At 69.5% G+C, this 22,311-nt stretch carries 12 protein-coding genes; 7 read left to right on the top strand and 5 right to left on the bottom strand.

The genetic code is table 11. The features are described from left to right. Positions 1–108: 108 nt before the first annotated feature. The gene (locus JR065_RS00115) at positions 109–906 is read right to left on the bottom strand and encodes an NAD kinase (RefSeq protein ID WP_206231281.1); all 798 of its coding nucleotides are present in this window, start codon (positions 904–906) and stop codon (positions 109–111) included. Between the two features lie 216 nt (positions 907–1,122). Beyond that, the gene (locus JR065_RS00120) at positions 1,123–6,204 is read right to left on the bottom strand and encodes an NAD-glutamate dehydrogenase domain-containing protein (RefSeq protein ID WP_206231282.1); all 5,082 of its coding nucleotides are present in this window, start codon (positions 6,202–6,204) and stop codon (positions 1,123–1,125) included. A 249-nt stretch (positions 6,205–6,453) separates the two neighbouring features. Here JR065_RS00120 and JR065_RS00125 point away from each other — a divergent pair, with 249 nt between their 5' ends. From JR065_RS00125 to JR065_RS00135, 3 genes are read left to right on the top strand one after another with little or no spacing between them, the layout of a single operon-like run. Then, on the top strand, positions 6,454–7,107 hold the full coding sequence (locus JR065_RS00125; protein ID WP_206231283.1) for a TetR/AcrR family transcriptional regulator: 654 nt from the start codon (positions 6,454–6,456) through the stop codon (positions 7,105–7,107). After that, positions 7,104–8,372 carry an efflux RND transporter periplasmic adaptor subunit gene (locus JR065_RS00130; protein WP_206231284.1) on the top strand — a complete coding sequence of 423 codons (1,269 nt, stop codon included), beginning with the start codon at positions 7,104–7,106 and terminating at the stop codon, positions 8,370–8,372. The genes JR065_RS00125 and JR065_RS00130 overlap by 4 nt, the downstream gene beginning before the upstream one ends. Before the next feature lie 12 nt (positions 8,373–8,384). Continuing rightward, complete coding sequence (locus tag JR065_RS00135; RefSeq protein WP_206231285.1) at positions 8,385–11,558, top strand: multidrug efflux RND transporter permease subunit; 3,174 nt, start codon at positions 8,385–8,387, stop codon at positions 11,556–11,558. Positions 11,559–11,745: 187 nt separating this feature from the next. On the opposite strand, the gene JR065_RS00140 is transcribed toward JR065_RS00135, so the two are convergent. Further along, positions 11,746–12,927: an acyl-CoA dehydrogenase family protein gene (locus JR065_RS00140; RefSeq protein WP_206231286.1), complete on the bottom strand. Its 1,182-nt coding sequence runs from the start codon at positions 12,925–12,927 to the stop codon at positions 11,746–11,748. Between the two features lie 92 nt (positions 12,928–13,019). Between JR065_RS00140 and JR065_RS00145 the strand changes: the two genes are divergently transcribed. From JR065_RS00145 to JR065_RS00160, 4 genes are all read left to right on the top strand, one after another. Then, complete coding sequence (locus JR065_RS00145) at positions 13,020–14,003, top strand: ArsR/SmtB family transcription factor (protein ID WP_206231287.1); 984 nt, start codon at positions 13,020–13,022, stop codon at positions 14,001–14,003. Next, on the top strand, positions 14,000–15,136 hold the full coding sequence (locus JR065_RS00150) for a homocysteine S-methyltransferase family protein (RefSeq protein ID WP_206231288.1): 1,137 nt from the start codon (positions 14,000–14,002) through the stop codon (positions 15,134–15,136). Before JR065_RS00145 ends, JR065_RS00150 begins: the two co-directional genes overlap by 4 nt. 75 nt (positions 15,137–15,211) lie before the next feature. After that, the gene (metH, locus tag JR065_RS00155; protein ID WP_206231289.1) at positions 15,212–17,992 is read left to right on the top strand and encodes a methionine synthase; all 2,781 of its coding nucleotides are present in this window, start codon (positions 15,212–15,214) and stop codon (positions 17,990–17,992) included. A 235-nt stretch (positions 17,993–18,227) separates the two neighbouring features. Next, complete coding sequence (locus JR065_RS00160) at positions 18,228–19,124, top strand: NAD-dependent epimerase/dehydratase family protein (RefSeq protein ID WP_206231290.1); 897 nt, start codon at positions 18,228–18,230, stop codon at positions 19,122–19,124. A gap of 171 nt (positions 19,125–19,295) precedes the next feature. Here the strand turns inward: JR065_RS00160 and JR065_RS00165 are convergent, their stop codons facing one another. Together JR065_RS00165 and JR065_RS00170 are read right to left on the bottom strand one after the other, a co-directional pair. Beyond that, the gene (locus JR065_RS00165) at positions 19,296–20,027 is read right to left on the bottom strand and encodes a transporter (protein ID WP_429001822.1); all 732 of its coding nucleotides are present in this window, start codon (positions 20,025–20,027) and stop codon (positions 19,296–19,298) included. A 145-nt stretch (positions 20,028–20,172) separates the two neighbouring features. Beyond that, positions 20,173–22,296 (bottom strand): acyltransferase family protein, encoded by a 2,124-nt coding sequence (locus JR065_RS00170; protein WP_241093266.1) that lies wholly within the window; start codon positions 22,294–22,296, stop codon positions 20,173–20,175. Positions 22,297–22,311: the final 15 nt, after the last annotated feature.

Below are 22,311 nucleotides of genomic sequence, written 5' to 3' on the forward strand. Positions count from 1 at the left end.
GAAAGCGTCTCGCGGCAGAGTTTAGCCGAGCACTGGTGTTGTGGCAGCCGGCAGCGGCTGCCTTTACCGGGTCCCGGGTCCCTGGTCCCCGGTCCCCAGTCCCGGCATTCACACCATGAACTGCTCACTCAAGATCCGCTCCTCCAGATTGTGCTCCGGATCGAACAGCAAGGTGACCAGGCGGTCGCGCGATTCGCGGATGGTGACTTCGACCACGTCGCGGGTCTCGTGCGAGTCGGCGGTGACGCTGACCGGGCGCTTGTACGGATCGAGCACGCGGAAGCGCACTTCGGTGTCGGCCTTGAGGATGGCGCCGCGCCAGCGCCGCGGGCGGTATGGCGCGATCGGGGTCAGCGCGATGGTGTGCGAGCCAAGCGGCAGGATCGGCCCGTGCGCGGAGAAGTTGTAGGCGGTGCTGCCGGCGGTGGTGGCCACCATCACCCCGTCGCAGATCAGCTCGTCGACGCGGGTCTGGCCGTTGAGGTCGATGCTCACGTGCGCGGCCTGGCGGGTCTGCCGCAACAGCGACACTTCGTTGTAGGCCAGCGAGCCGGTGGTGGTGCCGGACTCGGTCTGCGCCAGCATCTCCAGCGGGCGCAACTTGGCCGGCTCGGCCTGCGCCAGCCGCGCGACCAGATCGTCGTCGCGGTACTGGTTCATCAGGAATCCGACCGTGCCCAGCTTCATGCCGAACACCGGCTTGCCCAGGCCGCCGTGGCGATGCAGCGTCTGCAGCATGAAGCCGTCGCCGCCCAGCGCGCACACCACGTCGGCGTCGGCCGGCGCGCAGTCGCCATAGCGCGCGATCAGCTGGTCGCGCGCCTGCACGGCCCCCGGCGCGGTACTGGCGAGGAAACAGATACGGGGATCGGAAGGAAGGACGGAAGCATTCATGGGCCCGATCATACCCGGCGCACCGTTACCCGCGCGCTTCAAGAGTCCATCGGTAACGCATGCCGTCCAGCGTGCTGGGCGACACGCAATGCCTCTGGAGCAAAGCCCCCCTTCTGTTAAGGGGGGCGCGGCGATAGCCGCAGGGGATAGGCGAAGCGGCCCGGTGGCGCCAAACGTTTGCGCAGCAAACTTTGGGTCAGGCCCGCAACGCGGGCCTGACCACGGGGGCTACGCCCCGTGCGCCGCCAGCTGTCCCAGCCGCTGCACCGCCACCGACACCGTCGGGTAGTCCAGCGTCTTCTGCGCCGACAGTTCCTGCAGCATGCCCAGGGTGAAGCGCAGGCTGGTGTCCTCGCGCTGCAACCATTGCTGCACCTTGGCCTCGGCGTTGGCGCCGGGCATCGACAGCACCTGCCCGGCGAGCGCGCCGTGGTGCTTGGCCAGCTCGTCGCGCAGCACGCCCCGCGCCACCGCGTGCCAGCGGCCGTTGACCTCCAGCGCGTCGATCTGCTCGAAGATCCACGGCAGCTGCAGCGCTTCGCCCAGGCGGAAATGCACCTTCGACACCTCCACCGGCTTGAGCTTGCGCGTCAGCGCCATCTCGATGATGTCGAACGCCGGCTCCAGGAACCGCAGTTCCGACAGCTGCTGCGCCAGCGCCGCCGGCAGGCCCTTGTCCTGCCACTCCTGCACCAGCGCCTCGTAGGCCGGGCGCTGCGAGTCCGACAGCACGCCGGACGCCACGCGGATGTCGTTGAACGGTTCGTGGTAGCGCGCCACCGCCGCGGTGATGCCGGGCATCGCGCCGGGGCGGAACAGCAGCCAGCGCACGAACGAGCGCTGCAGCTTCCAGATCACCTCCAGCGCATCGATCTGCACCGACTCGGGCACCTTGCCGTCCAGCGCGTCGATCTGCGTCCACAGCGCGCGCGCATCCAGCGTTTCGCGGCTGATCGTGTACGCCTTGGCGACCTCGGCGATGTTGCGCCCGGTGTCCTCCTGCATGCGCATCAGGAAGGTCGCGCCCATGCGGTTGATGGTGGTGTTGGTGACCGCGGTGGCGATGATCTCGCGCTTGAGGCGGTGCCGTTCCATCGCATCGGCGTACTTCTTCTGCAGCGGCTGCGGGAAGTAGCGTTGCAGTTCCTTGGACAGGTAGGGGTCCTCGGGGATGTCGGACTCGAGCAGCTGCTGGAACGCGACCAGCTTCGAGTACGACAGCAGCACCGCCAGCTCCGGCCGGGTCAGGCCCTGGCCGCGGGCCTTGCGCGCGGAGATCTCCGCATCCGACGGCAGGTACTCGATCTGCCGGTCGAGCAGGCCCTGCGCTTCCAGCGTGCGGATGAAATGCTGCTTGGAGCCCAGGCGCTTGACGCTCATCCGTTCCATCAGGCTCAGCGCCTGGTTCTGGCGGATGTTGTCCCACAGCACCAGCGCGGCCACCTCGTCGGTCATCGACGCCAGCAGCTTGTTGCGCGCCTCCAGGGTCAGCTTCTTGGCCTGCACCACGTCGTTGAGCAGGATCTTGATGTTGACCTCGTGGTCGGAGGTGTCCACGCCGGCCGAGTTGTCGATGAAGTCGGTGTTGAGCAGCACCCCGGCCTGCGCGGCCTCGATGCGGCCGAGCTGGGTCAGGCCCAGGTTGCCGCCTTCGCCGACGATCTTGCAGCGCAACTCGCCGCCGTTGACGCGCAGGCCGTTGTTGGCGCGGTCGCCGACGTCGGCGTGGGTCTCGCTGGCGGCCTTGACGTAGGTGCCGATGCCGCCGTTCCAGAACAGGTCCACCGGCGCCTTGAGGATCGCGTTCATCAGCTCGTTCGGCGACAGCTGCTTGACGCCGGCCTCCAGGCCCAGTGCCTCGCGCACCGGCGCGCTGATCTCGATCGACTTGAGCGTGCGCGGATAGATGCCGCCGCCGGCGCTGATCAGCTTGGCGTCGTAGTCGGCCCAGCTGGAACGCGGCAGCTTGAACAGGCGCTCGCGCTCGGCGAAGGACGCGGCCGCATCGGGGTTGGGGTCCAGGAAGATGTGGCGGTGGTCGAACGCGGCCAGCAGGCGGATGTGCCTGGACAGCAGCATGCCGTTGCCGAACACGTCGCCGGACATGTCGCCGATGCCCACGCAGCTGAAGTCCTGGCTCTGGCAGTCGCGGCCCATGGCGCGGAAGTGGCGCTTGACCGACTCCCAGGCGCCGCGCGCGGTGATGCCCATGCCCTTGTGGTCGTAGCCGACCGAGCCGCCGGAGGCGAACGCGTCGCCGAGCCAGAAGCCGTGGTCCAGCGCCAGGCCGTTGGCGATGTCGGAGAACGTCGCGGTGCCCTTGTCCGCGGCCACCACCAGGTACGGATCGTCCTGGTCGTGGCGCACCACGTCGCGCGGCGGCACGATCCTGCCGCCGACGATGTTGTCGGTGATGTCGAGCAGGCCCTGGATGAACAGCTTGTAGCAGGCGATGCCTTCGGCCAGCACCGCGTCGCGGTCGCCGCCGGCCTGGGAGCGTTTGCAGAAGAAGCCGCCCTTGGCACCGACCGGCACGATCACCGTGTTCTTGACCATCTGCGCCTTGACCAGGCCCAGCACCTCGGTGCGGAAGTCCTCGCGCCGGTCGGACCAGCGCAGGCCGCCGCGCGCCACCGCGCCGAAGCGCAGGTGCACGCCTTCCACGCGCGGGCCGTACACGAAGATCTCGCGGTACGGGCGCGGCTTGGGCAGGTCCGGCACCTTGGCCGAATCGAGCTTGAAGCTGATGCAGTGGCCGATCCCGCCGTCGGCGGTGCGCTGGTAGTAGCTGGTGCGCAGCGTCGCCAGGATCACGCCCTTGAAGCTGCGCAGGATGCGGTCCTCGTCGAGGCTGGCGACCTGGTCGAACAGCTTCAGCAGCGCCGCGCCGGTGGCCTCCAGCTGCGCGTCGCGGCCATCGCGGCGCGCGTCGATCACCGGCTGCAGCGCCTTGAGCGTGGCCTCGTCGCCGCCGGCCAGCACGCGCAGTTGCGCGGACAGCGCGGCCTGGCCCTCGGCGATCTGCGCCTTGCTCTCGTTGCCGGTGGCCGGATCGAAGCGGGCCTCGAACAGCTCCACCAGCAGCCGCGCCAGCAGCGGGTAGCGCGCGCAGGTTTCCTCCACGTAGGCCTGCGAGAACGGCACGCCGGTCTGCAGCAGGTACTTGCAGTAGCCGCGCAGGATCGCTACCTGGCGCCAGTTCAGGCCGGCGGAGACGATCAGGCGGTTGAAGCCGTCGTTCTCGGCGTCGCCCTGCCAGATGCGCACGAAGGCTTCGCCCAGGGTCGCATCGGCGCTGGACACGTCTATCGTGCCGACCGTGGACTGTACCTCGAAATCCTGGATGTACAGCGGCGTGCCGTCGACGGTGAGCCGGTACGGGCGCTCGGAGATCACCCGCAGGCCGAGGTTCTCCATCATCGGCAGCACGTCGGACAGCGGGATGTCGTCGAGCTGGCGGTACAGCTTCAGGCGCAGGCTGTCCTCGCCGTCGCGGCGCAGCGACTGCAGGCTCAGATGCAGGTCCTCCGGACCGCGCAGCGCGGCCAGGTGCTCCACGTCGCTGGCGGCGATCTGCGCGGTGGACTCCTCGATGTAGCCGGCCGGCAGCGCGCGGCCGTAGCTGGCCGCCAGGCGCAACCCGTCGCGTTCGCCGTGGCGGGCGACCAGCGCTTCGCGCAGGTCGTCCTGCCAGTTGCGCAGCAGGTGCGCCAGCTTGGCCTCCAGTTCGGTGGTGTCGAACTCCAGCGCCTCGCCGGCCTTGGGCCGTACGATCAGGTGCAGCTGCGCCAGCGGCGATTCGCCGAGCACCACGCTGCTGTCGATGTACTCGCCGTGCAGGGCGTCCTTCAGCAACGCCTCGATGCGCAGGCGCACGTCGGTGTTGAAGCGTTCGCGCGGGATGTAGACCAGCGCCGAGATGAAGCGGCTGTACTTGTCGCGGCGCAGGAACAGGCGACTGCGCACCCGCTCCTGCAGGCCGAGGATGCCCATCGCGGTGCGGTACAGCTCCTCCTCGTTGGACTGGAACAGCTCCTCGCGCGGCAGCGTCTCCAGGATATGCCGCAGCGCCTTGCCGCTGTGGCTGCTCGGCGTGAGCCCGGACTTGCGCATCACGTAGTCGTAGCGCTCGCGCACCAGCGGGATCTCCCACGGCCGGCGGTTGTAGGCGCTGGAGGTGAACAGGCCGAGGAAGCGCTGCTCGGCGATGATGCGGCCCTTGGCGTCGAATTCCAGCACGCCGATGTAGTCCATGTAGCCGGTGCGGTGCACGCGCGAGCGCGCGTTAGTCTTGGTCAGGATCAGCGCTTCCTTCAACCCGGACTCGCTCAGGCCGTGCGCGGCCAGCGTACGCACCGGACGCGCCGGCGACTTGTCGCGGCCGCGCAGCAGGCCCAGGCCGCTGTCCTCCAGCGGCGCCAGCACGTCTTCGCCGCCCTGCTTCTCCACGCGGTATTCGCGGTAGCCGAACAGGGTGAAGTGGTCGGCCGCGGCCCAGCGCAGGAATTCCTGCGCCTCGCGCCTGCCGCTGTCGTCCACCGGCAGGCGCCGGGTGGTCAGGTCGTCGGCCAGCATCAGCATCTTTTCGCGCATCGCGCCCCAGTCGCGCACGATGTTGCGCACCTCGCCGAGGATGCGCTGGATCGCCGCATCCACCGTGGGCATGTCTTCCGGCGGCTGCCGGTCGATCTCCAGCAGCATCAGCGATTCGGGCTTGCCCTCGCCCACCGCGGTGAGCTTGCCGCTCTTGTCGCGGCTCATGCGCAGCACCGGATGGCCGAGCACGTGCACGCCGATGCCCAGGTCCGACAGCGCCATGCTCACCGAGTCGACCAGGAACGGCATGTCGTCGTTGACGATCTGCAGCACCGTATGCGACGACTCCCAACCGTCGCGCTTGAGCGTGGGATTGAAGATCCGTACGTTGGCCGCGCCCGGCTTGCGCTGGCGCGCGAATTCCAGCATCCCGGCCGCCAGCGCCGCCCATTCGTCCACGCTGTGATGGGGGAACTCGTCGTCCTCCATGCGCCTGTAGAACTCGGCGGCGAAGGCCTGCGCCTCGGCCTGGCGCGCGGCCGGATAGCGCTTGCGCAGCGCTGCGTACACCGGCCCCAGGGTGAAACCCGCAGCCGCGGGCACGGCGGCCATGTTCGGCGCCGGCGCGGCAGCGGCCTTGCGTGGCGCGCGCGGCTTCGGCGCGGCGGCGGCCGCGGCAGGCTTGGAGACGGTCTTGGGAGCGGACTTGACGGAAGGCTTGGCCGAGGACTTGGCCGACGAGGTGCGGGTACGGGCGTCTGGTTTGGGTTTCATGACAGGGAGCAACAACGATGCTCGTTGGGAAAGCGAGAATTGTACCGGCGACGGATGCAACTACCTTGCTGCATGGCGCAAACCGATGATCGAACCACGCAGGCCGCCGTTCCAAGCGCGACGTCACGCAGCCGTAACTTCAGCCGCAGCGTCAACCGCATCGTTCGCACGCTAGCGTCGTGTGCGACCAACGCCGGTGCGCTGTCAAGGCTGTTTTAATTCTAAACTGGACGGTATAGTCCACCTCCAATGGCCGCCTCCCCCACCACCGCCTGCCTGCGCCGGGCGCGCGACAAGCGCGTGTATGCCGCCGTGCGCGAACTGATGGCGGAGGTGGGCATGCGCCTGAGCATGGATGCGGTCGCCTCGCGCGCCGGCTGCTCCAAGCAGACCCTGTACAGCCGCTACCGCAGCAAGCAGGAACTGCTGCAGCGGGTGCTGCAGGAGCACCTGGACCTGACCACCGCGCACCTGGGCGCGCCGGGCGGCGATGTGCGCAGCGACCTGCTGCGCTTCGCCTGCGAGCACATGGAGCGGCTGGCCGAACCGCACGTGCTGCCGACCCTGCAGCTGGTCGCCGCCGAGGCGCCGCGCTTCCCCGAGGAGGTGCGCGCGCTGTACCGCGACGGCATCGACGGCCTGATGCAGCGGCTGAGCGACTGGCTGCAGGCGGCGATCGCGCACGGCCAGCTCAGGCATGACGATCCGCACTTCATGGCCGAGTTGCTGCTGGGCATGATCGTCGGAATGGATCTGGAGCGGCAGCGCTTCCTCGCCCCCCATCGCCGCGACGCCGACGCGCGCCGCGCCTGGGCCGAGTTCGCGGTCGACAGCTTTCTGCGCGCCTTCGCGCCGGCCCCACCCCTTTTGTCTACACACCAAGACCGGAGTACCACCCGATGACCTCCCCGCTGCGTTCCCTCGCCCTGGCCTGCGCCGTCTTGGTGGTGTTGGCGTCCTGCAAGAAACAGGAACAGCAGGCCATGCCGCCGCCGGAGGTGGGCGTGCTGGAAGCCAAGCCGCAATCGCTGCCGCTGCAGCGCGAGCTGGTCGGCCGCCTGTCCGCGTACCGCAGCGCCGACGTGCGCGCGCGCGTGGCCGGCGTGCTGGAAAAGCGCCTGTACACCGAAGGCACCGATGTCAAGGAAGGCCAGCCGCTGTTCCAGATCGATCCGGCGCCGCTGCGCGCGTCGCTGGCCTCGGCGCAGGGCCAGCTGGCATCGGCCGAGGCGACCTACGCCAACGCCAAGGTCACTGCCAGCCGCGCGCGCAGCCTGGCGCCGCAGTCCTACGTGTCCAAGTCCGACCTGGATGCCGCCGAGGCCACCGAGCGCACCTCGGCCGCGTCGGTGCAGCAGGCCCGCGCCGCGGTGGAAACCGCGCGCATCAACCTGGGCTACGCCACGGTCACCGCGCCGATCGCCGGCCGCGCCGGCAAGCAGCAGGTCACCGAGGGCGCACTGGTCGGCCAGGGCGACACCACCCTGCTGACCACGATCGACCAGCTCGACCCGCTGTACGTCAACTTCTCGATGAGCTCCGACGAGCTGGCGCAGCTGCGCCAGGCGCAGGCGCAGGGCAATGTGGCGCTGAACGACGAAGGCAAGTCGACCGTACAGGTCAAGCTCGGCGACGGCAGCACCTACGCCCAGCCCGGTACCCTGGACTTCTCCGACACCGCGGTCGACCCGAGCACCGGCTCGGTGACCCTGCGCGCGCTGCTGCCGAACCCGGACCGGGTGCTGCTGCCCGGCGCGTTCGTGAGCTTCGTCGCCAACCTGGGCCAGCGCAACAACGCCTACCTGATCCCGCAGGAGGCGATCCTGCGCGACGCAAACGGCGCCTACGCGCTGGTGGTCGGCAAGGACGGCAAGGTGGCGCGCAAGAACGTGGTCACCGTCGGCCAGCAGGAGGGCAAGTGGATCATCACCTCCGGCCTGCAGGCCGGCGACCAGATCATCGTCAGCGGCCTGCAGAAGGCCAAGGAAGGCGCGCCGGCCAAGGCCACGCCGTGGACGCCGGGCGCACCGGGCCAGGGCACGGCCGCACCGCAGGGTCAGGGCGCCGCCGGCGCCGCGCCGCAGGCCAAGGCCGGCGGCCAACCGCAGGACGCAGCGGGCGGCGACACGCCGGCCGCCGCGGCCGATTCCAAGCCCGAGCAGCAGTAACGGACCCCCGCCATGCCTAAGTTCTTCATCGAACACCCGGTCTTCGCCTGGGTGGTGGCGATCCTGATCTCGCTCAGCGGCGTGATCGCCATCCTCAACCTCGGCGTCGAGTCCTATCCCTCGATCGCGCCCCCGCAGGTCACCGTCACCGCGACCTACCCCGGCGCCAGCGCCAGCACCACCGAACGCGCGGTCACCCAGGTGATCGAGCAGCAGCTGACCGGTATCGATCACCTGCTGTACTTCAACTCGTCGTCGTCCTCCAGCGGCACCGCCACCATCACCCTGACCTTCGAGACCGGCACCAACGCCGACATCGCACAGGTGCAGGTGCAGAACAAGGTATCGCTGGCCACGCCGCGCCTGCCGTCGGAAGTGACCGCGCAGGGCGTGGTGGTGGCCAAGGCCAACGCCGGCTTCCTGGCCGTGCTCGCGCTGCGCTCGGAAAACCCGTCGGTCAACCGCGACGCGCTCAACGACATCGTCGGCTCGCGCGTGCTCGAGCAGATCTCGCGCGTGCCCGGCGTCGGCAGCACCCAGCAGTTCGGCGCCGAATACGCGATGGACATCTGGCTCAACCCCGAGAAGCTGCAGGGCTACCACATGTCCGCGGCGGACGTGTACAACGCGATCAGCGCGCAGAACGTGCAGTTCGCGGCCGGCTCGATCGGTTCGGATCCGGCCCCGACCGGGCAGTCGTTCACCGCCACGGTCTCGGCCGAAGGCCGCTTCAGTTCGCCCGACCAGTTCGAGAACATCATCCTGCGCGCGGACAGCAACGGCACCGTGGTGCGGCTGAAGGACGTGGCGCGGGTGGCGTTCGGCCCGACCAGCTTCGGCTTCGACACCCAGTACAACGGCAAGCCCACCGGCGCGTTCGCGATCCAGCTGCTGCCCGGCGCCAACGCGCTGAGCGTGTCCGAGGCGGTCAAGGCCAAGATGGACGAGCTGCAGCCCAGCTTCCCGCAGGGCGTGAGCTGGTTCACCCCGTACGAGAGCACCACCTTCGTGCGGATCTCGATCGAGGAAGTGGTCAAGACCCTGATCGAGGCGATCGTGCTGGTGTTCCTGGTGATGCTGGTGTTCCTGCAGAACTTCCGCGCCACCATCATCCCCACCCTGGTGATCCCGGTGGCGCTGCTGGGCACCTTCCTGGGCATGTGGCTGATCGGCTTCACCATCAACCAGCTGACCCTGTTCGCGATGGTGCTGGCGATCGGCATCGTGGTCGACGACGCGATCGTGGTGATCGAGAACGTCGAACGCATCATGTCCGAGGAGCATCTGGCGCCGAAGGCGGCCACGCAGAAGGCGATGACCCAGATCACCGGCGCGGTGGTGGCGATCACCGTGGTGCTGGCGGCGGTGTTCATCCCCAGCGCGATGCAGCCCGGCGCCGCCGGCGCGATCTACAAGCAGTTCGCGATCACCATCGCCATGTCGATGGGCTTCTCGGCGTTCCTGGCGCTGAGCTTCACCCCGGCGCTGTGCGCGGCGTTCCTGAAGCCGACCCACAACGACAATCCGAACTGGATCTACCGCACCTTCAACAAGTACTACGACAAGCTGGCGCACCGCTACGTCGGCGCGGTCGGCGGCACCATCCGCCGCGCGCCGCGCTGGATGGCGCTGTTCGCGATCCTGGTGGTGCTGTGCGGGTTCCTGTTCACGCGCATGCCCGGCAGCTTCCTGCCCGAGGAGGACCAGGGCTTCGCGCTGGCGATCGTGCAGTTGCCGCCCGGCGCGACCAAGGCGCGCACCAACGAGGTGTTCGCGCAGATGCGCGGCATCATCGAACAGCAGGACGCGGTGGAAGGCATGCTGCAGATCGCCGGCTTCAGCTTCCTGGGCCGCGGCGAGAACGTCGGCATGGGCTTCATCCGGCTCAAGCCGTGGGCCGATCGCGACGTCACCGCCGCGGACCTGATCGGCCAGCTCAACGGTGCCTTCTACGGCATCAAGGGCGCGCAGATCTTCGTGGTCAACCTGCCCACGGTGCAGGGCCTGGGCCAGTTCGGCGGCTTCGACATGTGGCTGCAGGACCGTACCGGCGCCGGCGAAGAGGCCTTGCTGCAGGCGCGCAACATCCTGCTCGGCAAGGCCGCCGAGCGCCAGGACGCCCTGGCCGGCGTGCGCCCCAACGGTCTGGAGAACGCGCCGCAGCTGCAGCTGAGCGTGGACCGCGTGCAGGCGCAGTCGATGGGCCTGTCGGTCAGCGACATCTACCAGTCGATCCAGATGATGCTGGCGCCGGTGTACGTCAACGACTTCTTCTACGAAGGCCGCATCAAGCGCGTCAACCTGCAGGCCGACGCGCCGTACCGCACCGGCCCGGAGTCGCTGCGCAACTTCTACGTGCCCAGCAGCAGCGCCACCGACAGCAACGGCCTGCCGCAGATGATCCCGCTGAGCACGGTGGTGAAGTCGGACTGGATCTACAGCTCGCCGTCGCTGAGCCGCTACAACGGCTATTCGGCGGTCAACGTGGTCGGCAACCCGGCCCCGGGCGGCAGTTCCGGCCAGGCGATGAGCGCGATGGAGGAGATCGTCAATAACGACCTGCCGCCGGGCTTCGGCTTCGACTGGAGCGGCATGTCGTACCAGGAGATCATCGCCGGCAACACCGCCACGCTGCTGCTGGTGCTGTCGATCGTGGTGGTGTTCCTGTGCCTTGCCGCGCTGTACGAAAGCTGGTCGATCCCGGTGTCGGTGCTGCTGGTGGTGCCGATCGGCGTGCTCGGCGCGATCACCTTCTCGCTGCTGCGCGGGCTGCCCAACGACATCTACTTCAAGATCGGCCTGATCACGGTGATCGGCCTGGCGGCGAAGAACGCGATCCTGATCGTGGAGTTCGCGGTGGAGCAACGCGCGGCGGGCAAGACCCTGCGCGAGGCGGCCACCGAGGCGGCGCACCTGCGCTTCCGCCCGATCCTGATGACCTCGTTCGCGTTCATCCTCGGCGTGCTGCCGATGGCGATCTCCACCGGCGCCGGCGCCAACGCGCGCCATTCCATCGGCACCGGCGTGATCGGCGGCATGGTGTTCGCCACCGTGCTCGGCGTGCTGTTCATCCCGCTGTTCTTCGTGGTGGTGCGGCGCATGCTCGGCGACAAGCTCGACGAGCCGTCGAAGGAGTACATGGCGATCCAGCAGGAAGGGCAGACGCGGAACCAGCCTGATCGGTGAGGAGCTCGGGACTCGGGACCCGGGACTCGGGACTCGAGTCAGGACGCTGAACTGCTACGAGCGGTCGAACTGAAAGCAACAAAAAAGCGGCCGATCTGGCCGCTTTTTTGTTTTCAGCCCTTAGGCTTTTCGAGTCCCGAGTCCCGAGTCCCGAGTCCCGAGTCCCGGGTCCCGGGTCCCGACAACCTCACCGCAAGCCCGTCTCATTCCGCGCAATCACCAACCGCTGGATCTCAGACGTGCCCTCGTAGATCTCGGTGATCTTGGCGTCGCGGAAGTAGCGCTCCAGCGGCATCTCCTTCGAGTAGCCCATGCCGCCGTGGATCTGCACCGCCTGGTGGGTGATCCACATCGCCGCCTCCGAGGCGGTCAGCTTGGCCACCGACGCCTCGGTGGTGAAGCGCTGGCCCTGTCCCTTCAGCCACGCCGCGCGCAGCGTCAGCAGCAGCGACGCGTCGAGCTTGCACTTCATGTCGGCGATCTTGGCCTGGGTCATCTGGAACGCGCCGATCGGCGACCCGAATGCCTTGCGCTCCTTCACGTAGTCCAGCGTGGCCTGGTAGGCGGCGCGGGCGATGCCGATGGCCTGCGAGGCGATGCCGATGCGCCCGGCGTCGAGCACGCTCATCGCGATCTTGAAGCCCTCGCCCGGCTTGCCCAGCACCTCGTCCGGGGTCGCCACGTAGTCCTGGAACTCGATCTCGCAGGTGGCCGAGGCGCGGATGCCGAGCTTGGGCTCGGTCTTGCCGCGATGGAAGCCGGGCTTGTCGGTATCCACCACGAACGCGGTGACGCCGCGCGAGCCCTGCTCCGGCTCGCTCATCGCGTACAGCACGATGTACTTGGCCACCGGGCCGGAGGTGATCCAGCTCTTCTTGCCGTTGATCACGAAGCTGCCGTCGTCCTGCGCGACCGCGCGGCAGCGCATCGCGGTGGCGTCGGAACCGGACTGCGGCTCGGTCAGCGCGAACGCGCCGATGTGGCTGCCGTCGGCGATCGCGCGCACGTACTTCTGCTTCTGCGCCTCGCTGCCGTGCTTGAGGATGCCGGCGCAGAACAGCGAGTTGTTGACCGACATGATGGTCGAATGGGCGGCGTCGCCGGCGGCGATCTCGACCATGGCCAGCACGCAGGACACCGGGTCCATGCCGGCGCCGCCGTACTCCTCGGGCACCTCGATGCCCATCAGGCCGTTCTCGCCGAGCAGGCGGATGTTCTCCAGCGGGAACTCGCCGCTGCGGTCGTGCTCCTCGGCGCTGGGCGCGATCCGTTCCTGGGCGATGCGCCGCGCCACCTCCTGGATCATCAATTGCTCTTCAGTAAAGCTGAAATCCACGTAGAACCCCTCCCGGGCAGATTGGTCCGCCATTGTAGCGAGCCGACCATACGCCCGCGTGTGCGCGACTTGACCGCACCGACCCGTCGGCAGACAATATCTCTATATCGCGATAGGAAGATATTATGGATCTGGAGGACTGGTCGACGCGGCTGAAGGTGTTCGCCGACGCCACCCGCGTCCGCCTGCTGGCCTTGCTGGAGCAGGAAGAACTGACCGTGGCCGAGCTGTCGGCGATCACCCGGCTGGCGCAGCCGCGGGTGTCCACGCACCTGGCCAAGCTCAAGGAAGCCGGGCTGGTGCGCGACCGCCGCGCCGGCGTGTCGGCCTACTACCGCTTCGACGAGGCCCTGCTCGACCCGGCGCAGCGCGCGCTGTGGCTGGCGCTGAGCACCGGCAGCGACGATCCGCTGCTGCGCCAGGACGCCGAGCGCGTGGCCGCGGTGCTGGCCAACCGCGCCGCCGACCAGAACTGGGCCGACTCGGTGGCCGGCGACATGGAACGCCACTACTCGCCCGGCCGCACCTGGGAAGCGCTGGCGCGCACCGCGCTGCCGCTGCTGGAGACCGGCGACGTGCTCGACATCGCCTCCGGCGACGGCGTGCTGGCCGAGCTGGTGGCTCCGCACGCGCGCCGCTACGTGTGCATCGACACCAGCGCGCGGGTGGTCGCCGCGGCCAGCGAGCGCCTGCGCCGGCTGGGCAACGTGGAAGTGCGCGAAGGCGACATGCACGCGCTGCCGTTCGCCGACGCCAGCTTCGACCTGGTGGTGATGATGCATGCGCTGACCTACGCGTCCAAGCCGGCGCAGGCAGTGGCCGAGTCGGCGCGCGTACTGCGTCCGGGCGGCCGCCTGCTGCTGTGCAGCCTGGCCCGGCACGAGCACAAGGCCGCGGTGCAGGCCTACGGCCACGTCAACCTGGGCTTTTCCTCCAAGGAACTGCGCAGGTTCGTCGAGAAGACCGGGATGGCGGTGTCCAGCCTGGATACGGTCACCCGCGAGAAGCGCCCGCCGCATTTCGAGGTGATCTCGATGATCGCAGTGAAGCCGGGACCGGGGACCGGGGACCCGGGACCCGCACAGGCAAAAACAGGAGCAACGGCATGAGCGTCCCCTACACCCCTCCGGTCCCCGGTCCCCGGTCCCCGGTCCCGACGCCCTGGCTGCACCCGCAACGCGCCGAAAAACTCCTGCAGGCCCTGTCCGAGCGCATCCTGATCATCGATGGCGCGATGGGCACGATGATCCAGCGCCACGACCTGCAGGAGGCCGACTACCGCGGCGAGCGCTTCGCCGCCGGCTACGACAGCGCGCACGTGCACGGCCCCGGCTGCGACCACGCGCCGCAGGGCCACGACCTGAAGGGCAACAACGACCTGCTGCTGCTGTCGCGCCCGGAGGTGATCGCCGGCATCCACCGCGCCTACCTGGACGCCGGCGCCGACCTGCTCGAGACCAACACCTTCAACGCCACCTCGGTCAGCCAGGCCGACTACCACCTCGAGCACCTGGTCTACGAGCTGAACAAGGCCGGCGCGCGTGTCGCACGCGAGTGCTGCGACGCGGTCGAAGCGCTCACCCCGGACAAGCCGCGCTTCGTGATCGGCGTGCTCGGCCCGACCAGCCGGACCGCCTCGATCAGCCCCGACGTCAACGATCCGGGCTTCCGCAACACCAGCTTCGACGAACTGCGGCAGACCTACCGCGAGGCGGTCGAAGGCCTGATCGACGGCGGCGCCGACACGCTGATGGTCGAGACCATCTTCGACACCCTCAACGCCAAGGCCGCGCTGTACGCGGTCGAGGAAGTGTTCGAGACGCGCGGCGGGCGGCTGCCGGTGATGATCTCCGGCACCATCACCGACGCCTCCGGGCGCACCCTGTCCGGACAGACCGCCGAGGCGTTCTACGCCTCGGTCGCGCATGGCCGGCCGCTGTCGGTGGGGCTGAACTGCGCGCTCGGCGCCAAGGAGCTGCGCCCGCACGTGGAGACCCTGGCGCGGATCGCCGACGGCTACGTCAGCGCGCACCCCAACGCCGGCCTGCCCAACGCGTTCGGCGAGTACGACGAGACGCCCGAGGAAATGGCCGCGACGCTGCGCGAGTTCGCCGAGTCGGGCCTGTTGAACCTGGTCGGCGGTTGCTGCGGCACCACCCCGGCGCACATCCGCGCCATCGCCGAGGCGGTGCGCGGCATCGCGCCGCGGCAGCCGCTGGCCGCACAGGCGCAGGCGGCCTGAGGCCGTCCCACCCGCTGCACGCGCCGCGCTGCACGTTGAGTTAGTTCACGCAAACGACCCTGGAAAGCCGAGCCCATGTCCCCCGTCCGCATCACCCGCCTGTCCGGCCTGGAGCCGTTGCTGCTCACCCCCGACCTGCTGTTCGTCAACGTCGGCGAGCGCACCAACGTCACCGGCAGCGCGCAGTTCCGCAAGCTGGTCAAGGAAGAGCGCTACGAGGAAGCGGTGGAAGTGGCGCGGCAGCAGGTGGCCAGCGGCGCGCAGATCCTCGACGTCAACATGGACGAGGGCCTGATCGACTCGGAGAAGGCGATGACCCGCTTTCTCAACCTGATCATGTCCGAGCCGGACATCGCGCGCATCCCGATCATGGTCGACTCCTCCAAGTGGAGCGTGATCGAGGCCGGGCTCAAGTGCCTGCAGGGCAAGAGCGTGGTCAACTCGATCTCGCTCAAGGAAGGCGAAGCGGTGTTCGTCGAGCACGCGCGCAAGGTGCTGCGCTACGGCGCCGCCGCGGTGGTGATGGCGTTCGACGAGCAGGGCCAGGCCGACACCTGCGCGCGCAAGGTGGAGATCTGCACCCGCGCCTACCGGATCCTCACCGAGCAGGTCGGCTTCCCGCCGGAAGACATCATCTTCGACCCGAACATCTTCGCCATCGCCACCGGCATCGAGGAGCACGACAACTACGCGGTGGACTTCATCGAGGCCACCCGCATCATCCGCAAGACGCTGCCGCACTGCCACGTGTCCGGCGGCGTGTCCAACGTGTCGTTCTCCTTCCGCGGCAACGAGACCGTGCGCCAGGCGATCCATTCGGTGTTCCTGTACCACGCGATCGCCGCCGGCATGGACATGGGCATCGTCAACGCCGGCGGCATGCCGATCTACGACGACCTGGACCCGGACCTGCGCCAGCGGGTCGAGGACGTGGTGCTGAACCGCCGCCGCGACGGCACCGAACGCCTGCTGGAGATCGCCGAGCGTTACAAGGGCAAGAAGGGCCAGAGCGGCGTGGAGGACCTGGCCTGGCGCGACAAGCCGGTGCGCGCGCGCCTGGCGCATGCGCTGGTGCACGGCATCGACGCCTTCGTGGAGACCGACACCGAGGAGGCGCGGCAGCTGTCCGCGCGCCCGCTCGACGTGATCGAAGGCCCGCTGATGGACGGCATGAACGTGGTCGGCGACCTGTTCGGCGCCGGCAAGATGTTCCTGCCGCAGGTGGTGAAGTCGGCGCGGGTGATGAAGAAGGCGGTGGCCTACCTGCTGCCGTACATCGAGGCCGAGAAGCTGCGCACCGGCGACACCGGCAAATCCAACGGCAAGATCATCATGGCCACGGTCAAGGGCGACGTGCACGACATCGGCAAGAACATCGTCGGCGTGGTCCTGGCCTGCAACAACTTCGACGTGGTCGACCTCGGCGTGATGGTGCCCACCCAGACCATTCTCGACCGCGCCCGCGCCGAGAACGCCGACATCATCGGCCTGTCCGGGCTGATCACCCCGTCGCTGGAGGAGATGAGCCATGTCGCCCGCGAGATGCAGCGCCAGGGCTTCTCGCTGCCGCTGCTGATCGGCGGCGCCACCACCTCGCGCGCGCACACCGCGCTGAAGATCGACCCGCACTACGCCGCGCCCACGGTGTGGGTGAAGGACGCCTCGCGCGCGGTCGGCGTGGCGCAGTCGCTGATCTCCAAGGACCTGCGCGCCGCGTTCGTGGCCGCCAACGACGCCGACTACGCCGAGATCCGCCAGCGCCACAGGAACCGTGGCGACGCCAAGCGCCTGGTGTCGCTGGAGAAGGCGCGCGCGCAGCGCTTCGACGGCGGCTGGGACCGCTATACGCCGCCGGCGCCGAAGCAGCCCGGCCTGCACGTGTTCGACGACTACCCGCTGCCCGAACTGATCGAGCTGATCGACTGGACCCCGTTCTTCCAGGCCTGGGAGCTGGCCGGCAGGTTCCCGGCGATCCTCAGCGACGCGGTGGTCGGCAGCCAGGCCAGCGAGCTGTACCGCGACGCGCGGGCGATGCTCAAGCGCATCGTCGACGAGAAATGGCTGACCGCCAGGGCGGTGTTCGGGCTGTGGCCGGCGAACAGCGTCGGTGATGATGTGGAGGTGGTGCTGGGGCGGGACTCGGGACTCGGGACCCGGGACTCGGAAGCGCCGGTCTTGACCGCCGAAACCGCTGCGGATGCTTCTGTCGAGTCCCGAGTCCCGAGTCCCGAGTCCCGCCACCTCCTCCACTTCCTGCGCCAACAAGTCGACAAGCCCATCGAGCGCCCGGACTTCTGCCTGGCCGACTTCATCGCGCCGAAGGCCTCGGGCAAGCAGGACTGGATCGGCGCGTTCGCGGTCACCGCCGGCATCGGCATCGAGCCGCACGTGGCGCGTTTCGAGGCCGCGCACGACGACTACAACGCGATCCTGCTCAAGGCGCTGGCCGACCGCCTGGCCGAGGCGCTGGCCGAACGCCTGCACCAGCGCGTGCGTCGCGAGTTCTGGGGCTATGTCGACGACGAGGCGCTGGACAACGAGGCGCTGATCGCCGAGAAGTACCGCGGCATTCGCCCTGCCCCCGGCTACCCGGCCTGTCCCGAGCACAGCGAGAAGCAGACGTTGTTCGCGCTGCTCGACGCCGGCCGCAACGCCGGCATGACGCTGACCGAGAGCTTCGCGATGCTGCCCACCGCCGCGGTGTCGGGCTACTACTTCAGCCATCCGCAGAGCCAGTACTTCGTGGTCGGGCGGCTGACCAAGGAACAGGTCGCCGACTACGCGCGGCGCAAGGGCGTGCCGTTGCTGCAGGCCGAACGCTGGCTGGCGTCCAACCTGGACTACGACCCGGAATGACTGGGGCCTGTTAACGCCGCGCGTGGCCGCCTGCCTCCGCGTGCCGGCCCGGACGCCTCCCGCGCGCTGCTCCGCGGCCGCCGCCGGTGCGACGCCGGCCCGCCGCCACACATCGCCGGCCGGCGCGATGCCGCCACACGCGGCCAAGCCGCGCCGCGGCTTCGGCGCTATCCTTGCCGCCCTGACACCGCTGCGCCTCGCCGGACCATCTCCCCATGACATCGAAACGTCGCGCATGAGGATCCTGGTCACCGGCAGCGCCGGCCGCGTCGGCCGCGCGATCCATATCCGCCTGTCGCGGCAATACGGGGTCAGCGGCTTCGACATCGCGCCCTCCTCCACCACCGCCTGGGTCGGCGACCTGGCCGACGTCGGGCTGTTGCGGCGCGCGATGCAGGACGCCGACGCGGTGGTCCATGCCGCGGCGCTGCATGCGCCGCACGTGCCCTACGTGTCGGCCGCCAGGTTCCGCCAGATCAACGTCGACGGCACCCGCCGCGTGCTCGACGCGGCGACCGCCTGCGGCGTGCGCCGGATCGTCTTCACCAGCACCACCGCGCTGTACGGCAGCGCCGCCAGCCCCGCCGACGGCGCCGCCTGGGTCGACGAAGCGCTGCCGCCGCAGCCGCAGACCATCTACCACCACACCAAGCTGGAAGCCGAAGCGCTGCTGCGCGAGGCCGCCGTCCAGGGCGGGCCGAGCGTGCGCATCCTGCGCATGTCGCGCTGCTTCCCCGAACCGGCCGACGTGATGGCGGTGTTCCGCCTGCATCGCGGCATCGATGCGCGCGACGTCGCCGAAGCGCACGCCGCGGCGCTGCTGCATGCCGGACCGGCCGAGGCCACGTTCGTGATCTCCGGCGCCACCCCGTTTCTGCGCGAGGATTGCCCGGCGCTGCACCGCGAACCGCAGGCGTTGCTGCGGCAGCGCGCGCCGCTGCTGGTCGGCGAATTCCGGCGCCGCGGCTGGCTGCTGCCGACGCGGATCGACCGCGTCTACGTCGCCGAGCGGGCGATGCAGGCGCTGGATTGGCGGCCGCGCTACGGGTTCGAGGAGGTGCTGGCGCAGTTCGACCAGCACGTCCCGGAGGTCCTGCCGCCCGGCAACGGCATCGCCGCCGCCAGCGAGTGACCGCAAGCTGCCGCTGCTGACCTGATGGCGCGTCGGTTGCGCCGATCTCGATCAGCTGGGCGGTACCGCTGAAGCAGGAATACAACGGGCAGAACGCGAGCGTCTGCAATTCACCTTTGGCGGCAGCGCTGACGAACTGCCGGCCGCCAGGGCGCGGCGCGCCCCAGGCGCTCAATGAAACCAGAACGACACACCGAAGCCGCCCTGCCAATCCGGCGTGCGCGAGGACAGTCCGCGCAGCACCGACAGGTCCAGCTGCATGCGCCCGCCGAGCAGCCAGGTCAGCCCGGTGCCGAGCGCGCACATCTCGTCCTCGCCGCCGCCGATGCCGGCTTCGGCATAGGCGCTGAGCCCGCCCTGCGCGTAGAAGGTGTAGCTCGGCGACACGGTCCAGCCATGGCCGTGATCGGCGTCGCTGAGGTTGGCGTACAGCGCCGCGCCGCGGCCGCCGTCCAGGTCCCAGCCGGCGCTCACGCCCAGGTCGTAGCGGCGGCCGGCGTCGCCGTATGGCGCGCGCCCGGCCGGCACCCGGGCGGTTCCCAGCAAGGCCCAGGAGAAATCCTCGCGCGCGCTCGGCAACGCCCATTTCATGCCGACGCTGGCATCGCCGCCGCCATGGCCGCGGCGGTCGACGCCCGCGCCTCGTTGCCGTTGCCACACCTGGCCGTCCACGCCCAGCTGCAGCTCCATGCGTTCGGCCAGCGCGATCCGCAGCAGGCTGGCAGCCACGTACTCGCGGCTGCGCACGCCGCCGCTGCGGTCGTAGCTGATGTCGGGCAGCCCCTGCTCCCACGCCGCACTGCCGGCCGGCAGCGTCGAGGAGGCGAAGCCGATGCCGGGACGCTCGAATGCGGGCGCGTCGTCGGCGTGCGCGGCAGGGCCGGCACCCAGGCCGGCGCACAAGGCCAGCGCCGCTGCGCCGGCGCGCAGCCGATGCGGCCCGTGTCGGCTGGCGGGCGCAACGGCGCCGTAAGCGGAACCCGAACGGCACGAAGGCGATGCAGTCATCTCGATGGTTTCCGGATCGACCGAATGAACAAGCGCGGGATCAGCGCGCCGAAGGCGGCGCCACCACCGCGCGCAGGTGCGCCGAGAAGCCAGGCAGCAGTACCCGGTTGCCGTAGCCGCTGAGGTGATCGGCGTCGAAGAACAGCGGACGTCCGTCGCGCATCGCCGCGCAGGCAGCGGCGTCGCACAGGCTCGGCAGCGGGTCCCACACCGACGCGTGCGGCAGCCGCGCGGCGATGCGCTGCAGGCTCTGCAGCACCGGTGCGCGGTAGCGCTCCATGAACCTGCGTTCGGTGACCATGCCGCGCGCGCAGATCGCGTTGCGGCGATTGAACCAGTCCGCGCAGCGGTACGGCGGCGCGCGCAACAGCGGTTTCGGCGCCTCGAACACGATGCGCACGCCGCGCAGCGCCAGCGGCCGCAGCAGCTCGACCGTGGCCTCCTCGGTCGCGGCGCGCACCGCGCGCTCCTGCTCGCTGTACTGGCTGGCCATCAGCGCCGGTTCGTCGAACAGCTCGGTCTGCTCGGCCAGGCGCGGCAGCCGCAACGCCGGCAGGAACAGCACGTCGCCCGGCTGCGCATGCGCCGATACGTCGGCCAGGCTGCTTCGGTGATAGGCTTGGCAGCCGGGATTTTGCGCCTGCCAGGCCTGCATGCCGGCGATCGCGCAGCCCCCGGCACCGTACAGGCGCACGCTGACGCCGCTCTCCACGGCGAAGCGGCGCAACAGTTCGTTGTAGGCCAGCGCGTGCGAATCGCCGGCCACGAACAGCTGTCCGCCGTCTCGGTTGCGCAGGTCGCATTCGCCGCGCTCGAAGCGCTTGGCGCTGCCGACTTCCACCTGCACCTGGCTCGAACGCAGCGTGCAGTTCGGATAGTCGCCACGCAGGCCCTTGGCATAGGCGTACCAATCCAGCGGATGGCGGCTGACCACGCTCAACGAATAGTGGCGCTGGGTTTTCACCAGCAGCGAGTGCACGCCGGCCGACAGCAGCACCAGCGCCAGCCCGGCGGCGACCACCCGTCCGGGCGGGCGTTGCGCCAGCGCGCGGCCATGGCGCCAGGGCAGTTCCACGAACCGGTACGACGCCATCGCCAGCAGCGCGACCAGCAGCAGCGCCACGCCGCGCGATGGCGCCGAATCCAGGCCCACGGTCCAGCGGAACAGCACGAACACCGGCCAGTGCCACAGGTACAGCGAATACGACACGCGCCCCACCGCCACCACCGGCGCCAGTGACAATCCGCGCTTGATCCAGCCGTGCGCAGGCCCGTGCAGCAGCGCCAGCAGGCCCAGCGTGCCCACGGCCGGCCACAGCCCGTCGGGCCACGGCGAGTGGCCGGGGCGCGCGCGCCACAATCCGTAGCCGACCATCGCCAGCGCCAGCAGGATCAGCGGCGAGCGCCACGACCACGCGCGCGCCGGCACCGGTACCGGTACCGGCGCGTAGCGCCCGCTCAGCTCCAGCCCCTGGTACAGCAGCACGCCCAGGCCGAGCTGCCAGAAGCGGGTGGTGGTCAGGTAGAACGCATCGACCTGCTCCGTGCCCGACCGCGTGCGCATCCATGCATAGCCCAGCGACGCCGCAGAGCCCAGCGCGACCAGCGCCAGCGACAGGACCCGGCCCCTACCGCCCCGGTGCCAGGCCAGGAACAGCAGCGGAAACAGCAGGTAGAACTGTTCCTCCACGCCCAGCGACCAGGTGTGGGTGTATGGATTGAATTCGGCCTTGGGCGAGAAATAGTCATTGCCGGTCGCGGCGAGCACCCAGTTGCTCAAGCCCACGAAGGCCATGCGCCCGGTCTTGGCGCTGGTCTCGCTCAACCACGATTCGGGAATGAACAGGCCGCTGAGCGCGCCGGTCAGCAGCAGACAGGCGACCAGCGCCGGGGCGATGCGCCGCAGGCGGCGCGCGTAGAACTGCACGAACACGCGCCAGCTGCCGGCCGCCGGCAGGCGCTGCAGCGATGCGCTGACCACGAACCCGGAAATGACGAAGAACACGTCCACGCCGGTGAACCCGCCCGGCAGCCAGGACGGATCGAGGTGGTAGACGATCACCGCCAGCACCGCGAGCGCGCGCAGTCCGTCCACGTACGGCAGATAGCCGCCACCGGCACGCCCATGGCCCGGCCGCGGCGTACCGCCGGTTCCGGCGCCCATCCCTGGGACCTGCAT

This window comes from Xanthomonas sp. (assembly GCF_017163755.1).
Classification (GTDB): Bacteria; Pseudomonadota; Gammaproteobacteria; order Xanthomonadales; family Xanthomonadaceae; genus Xanthomonas_A.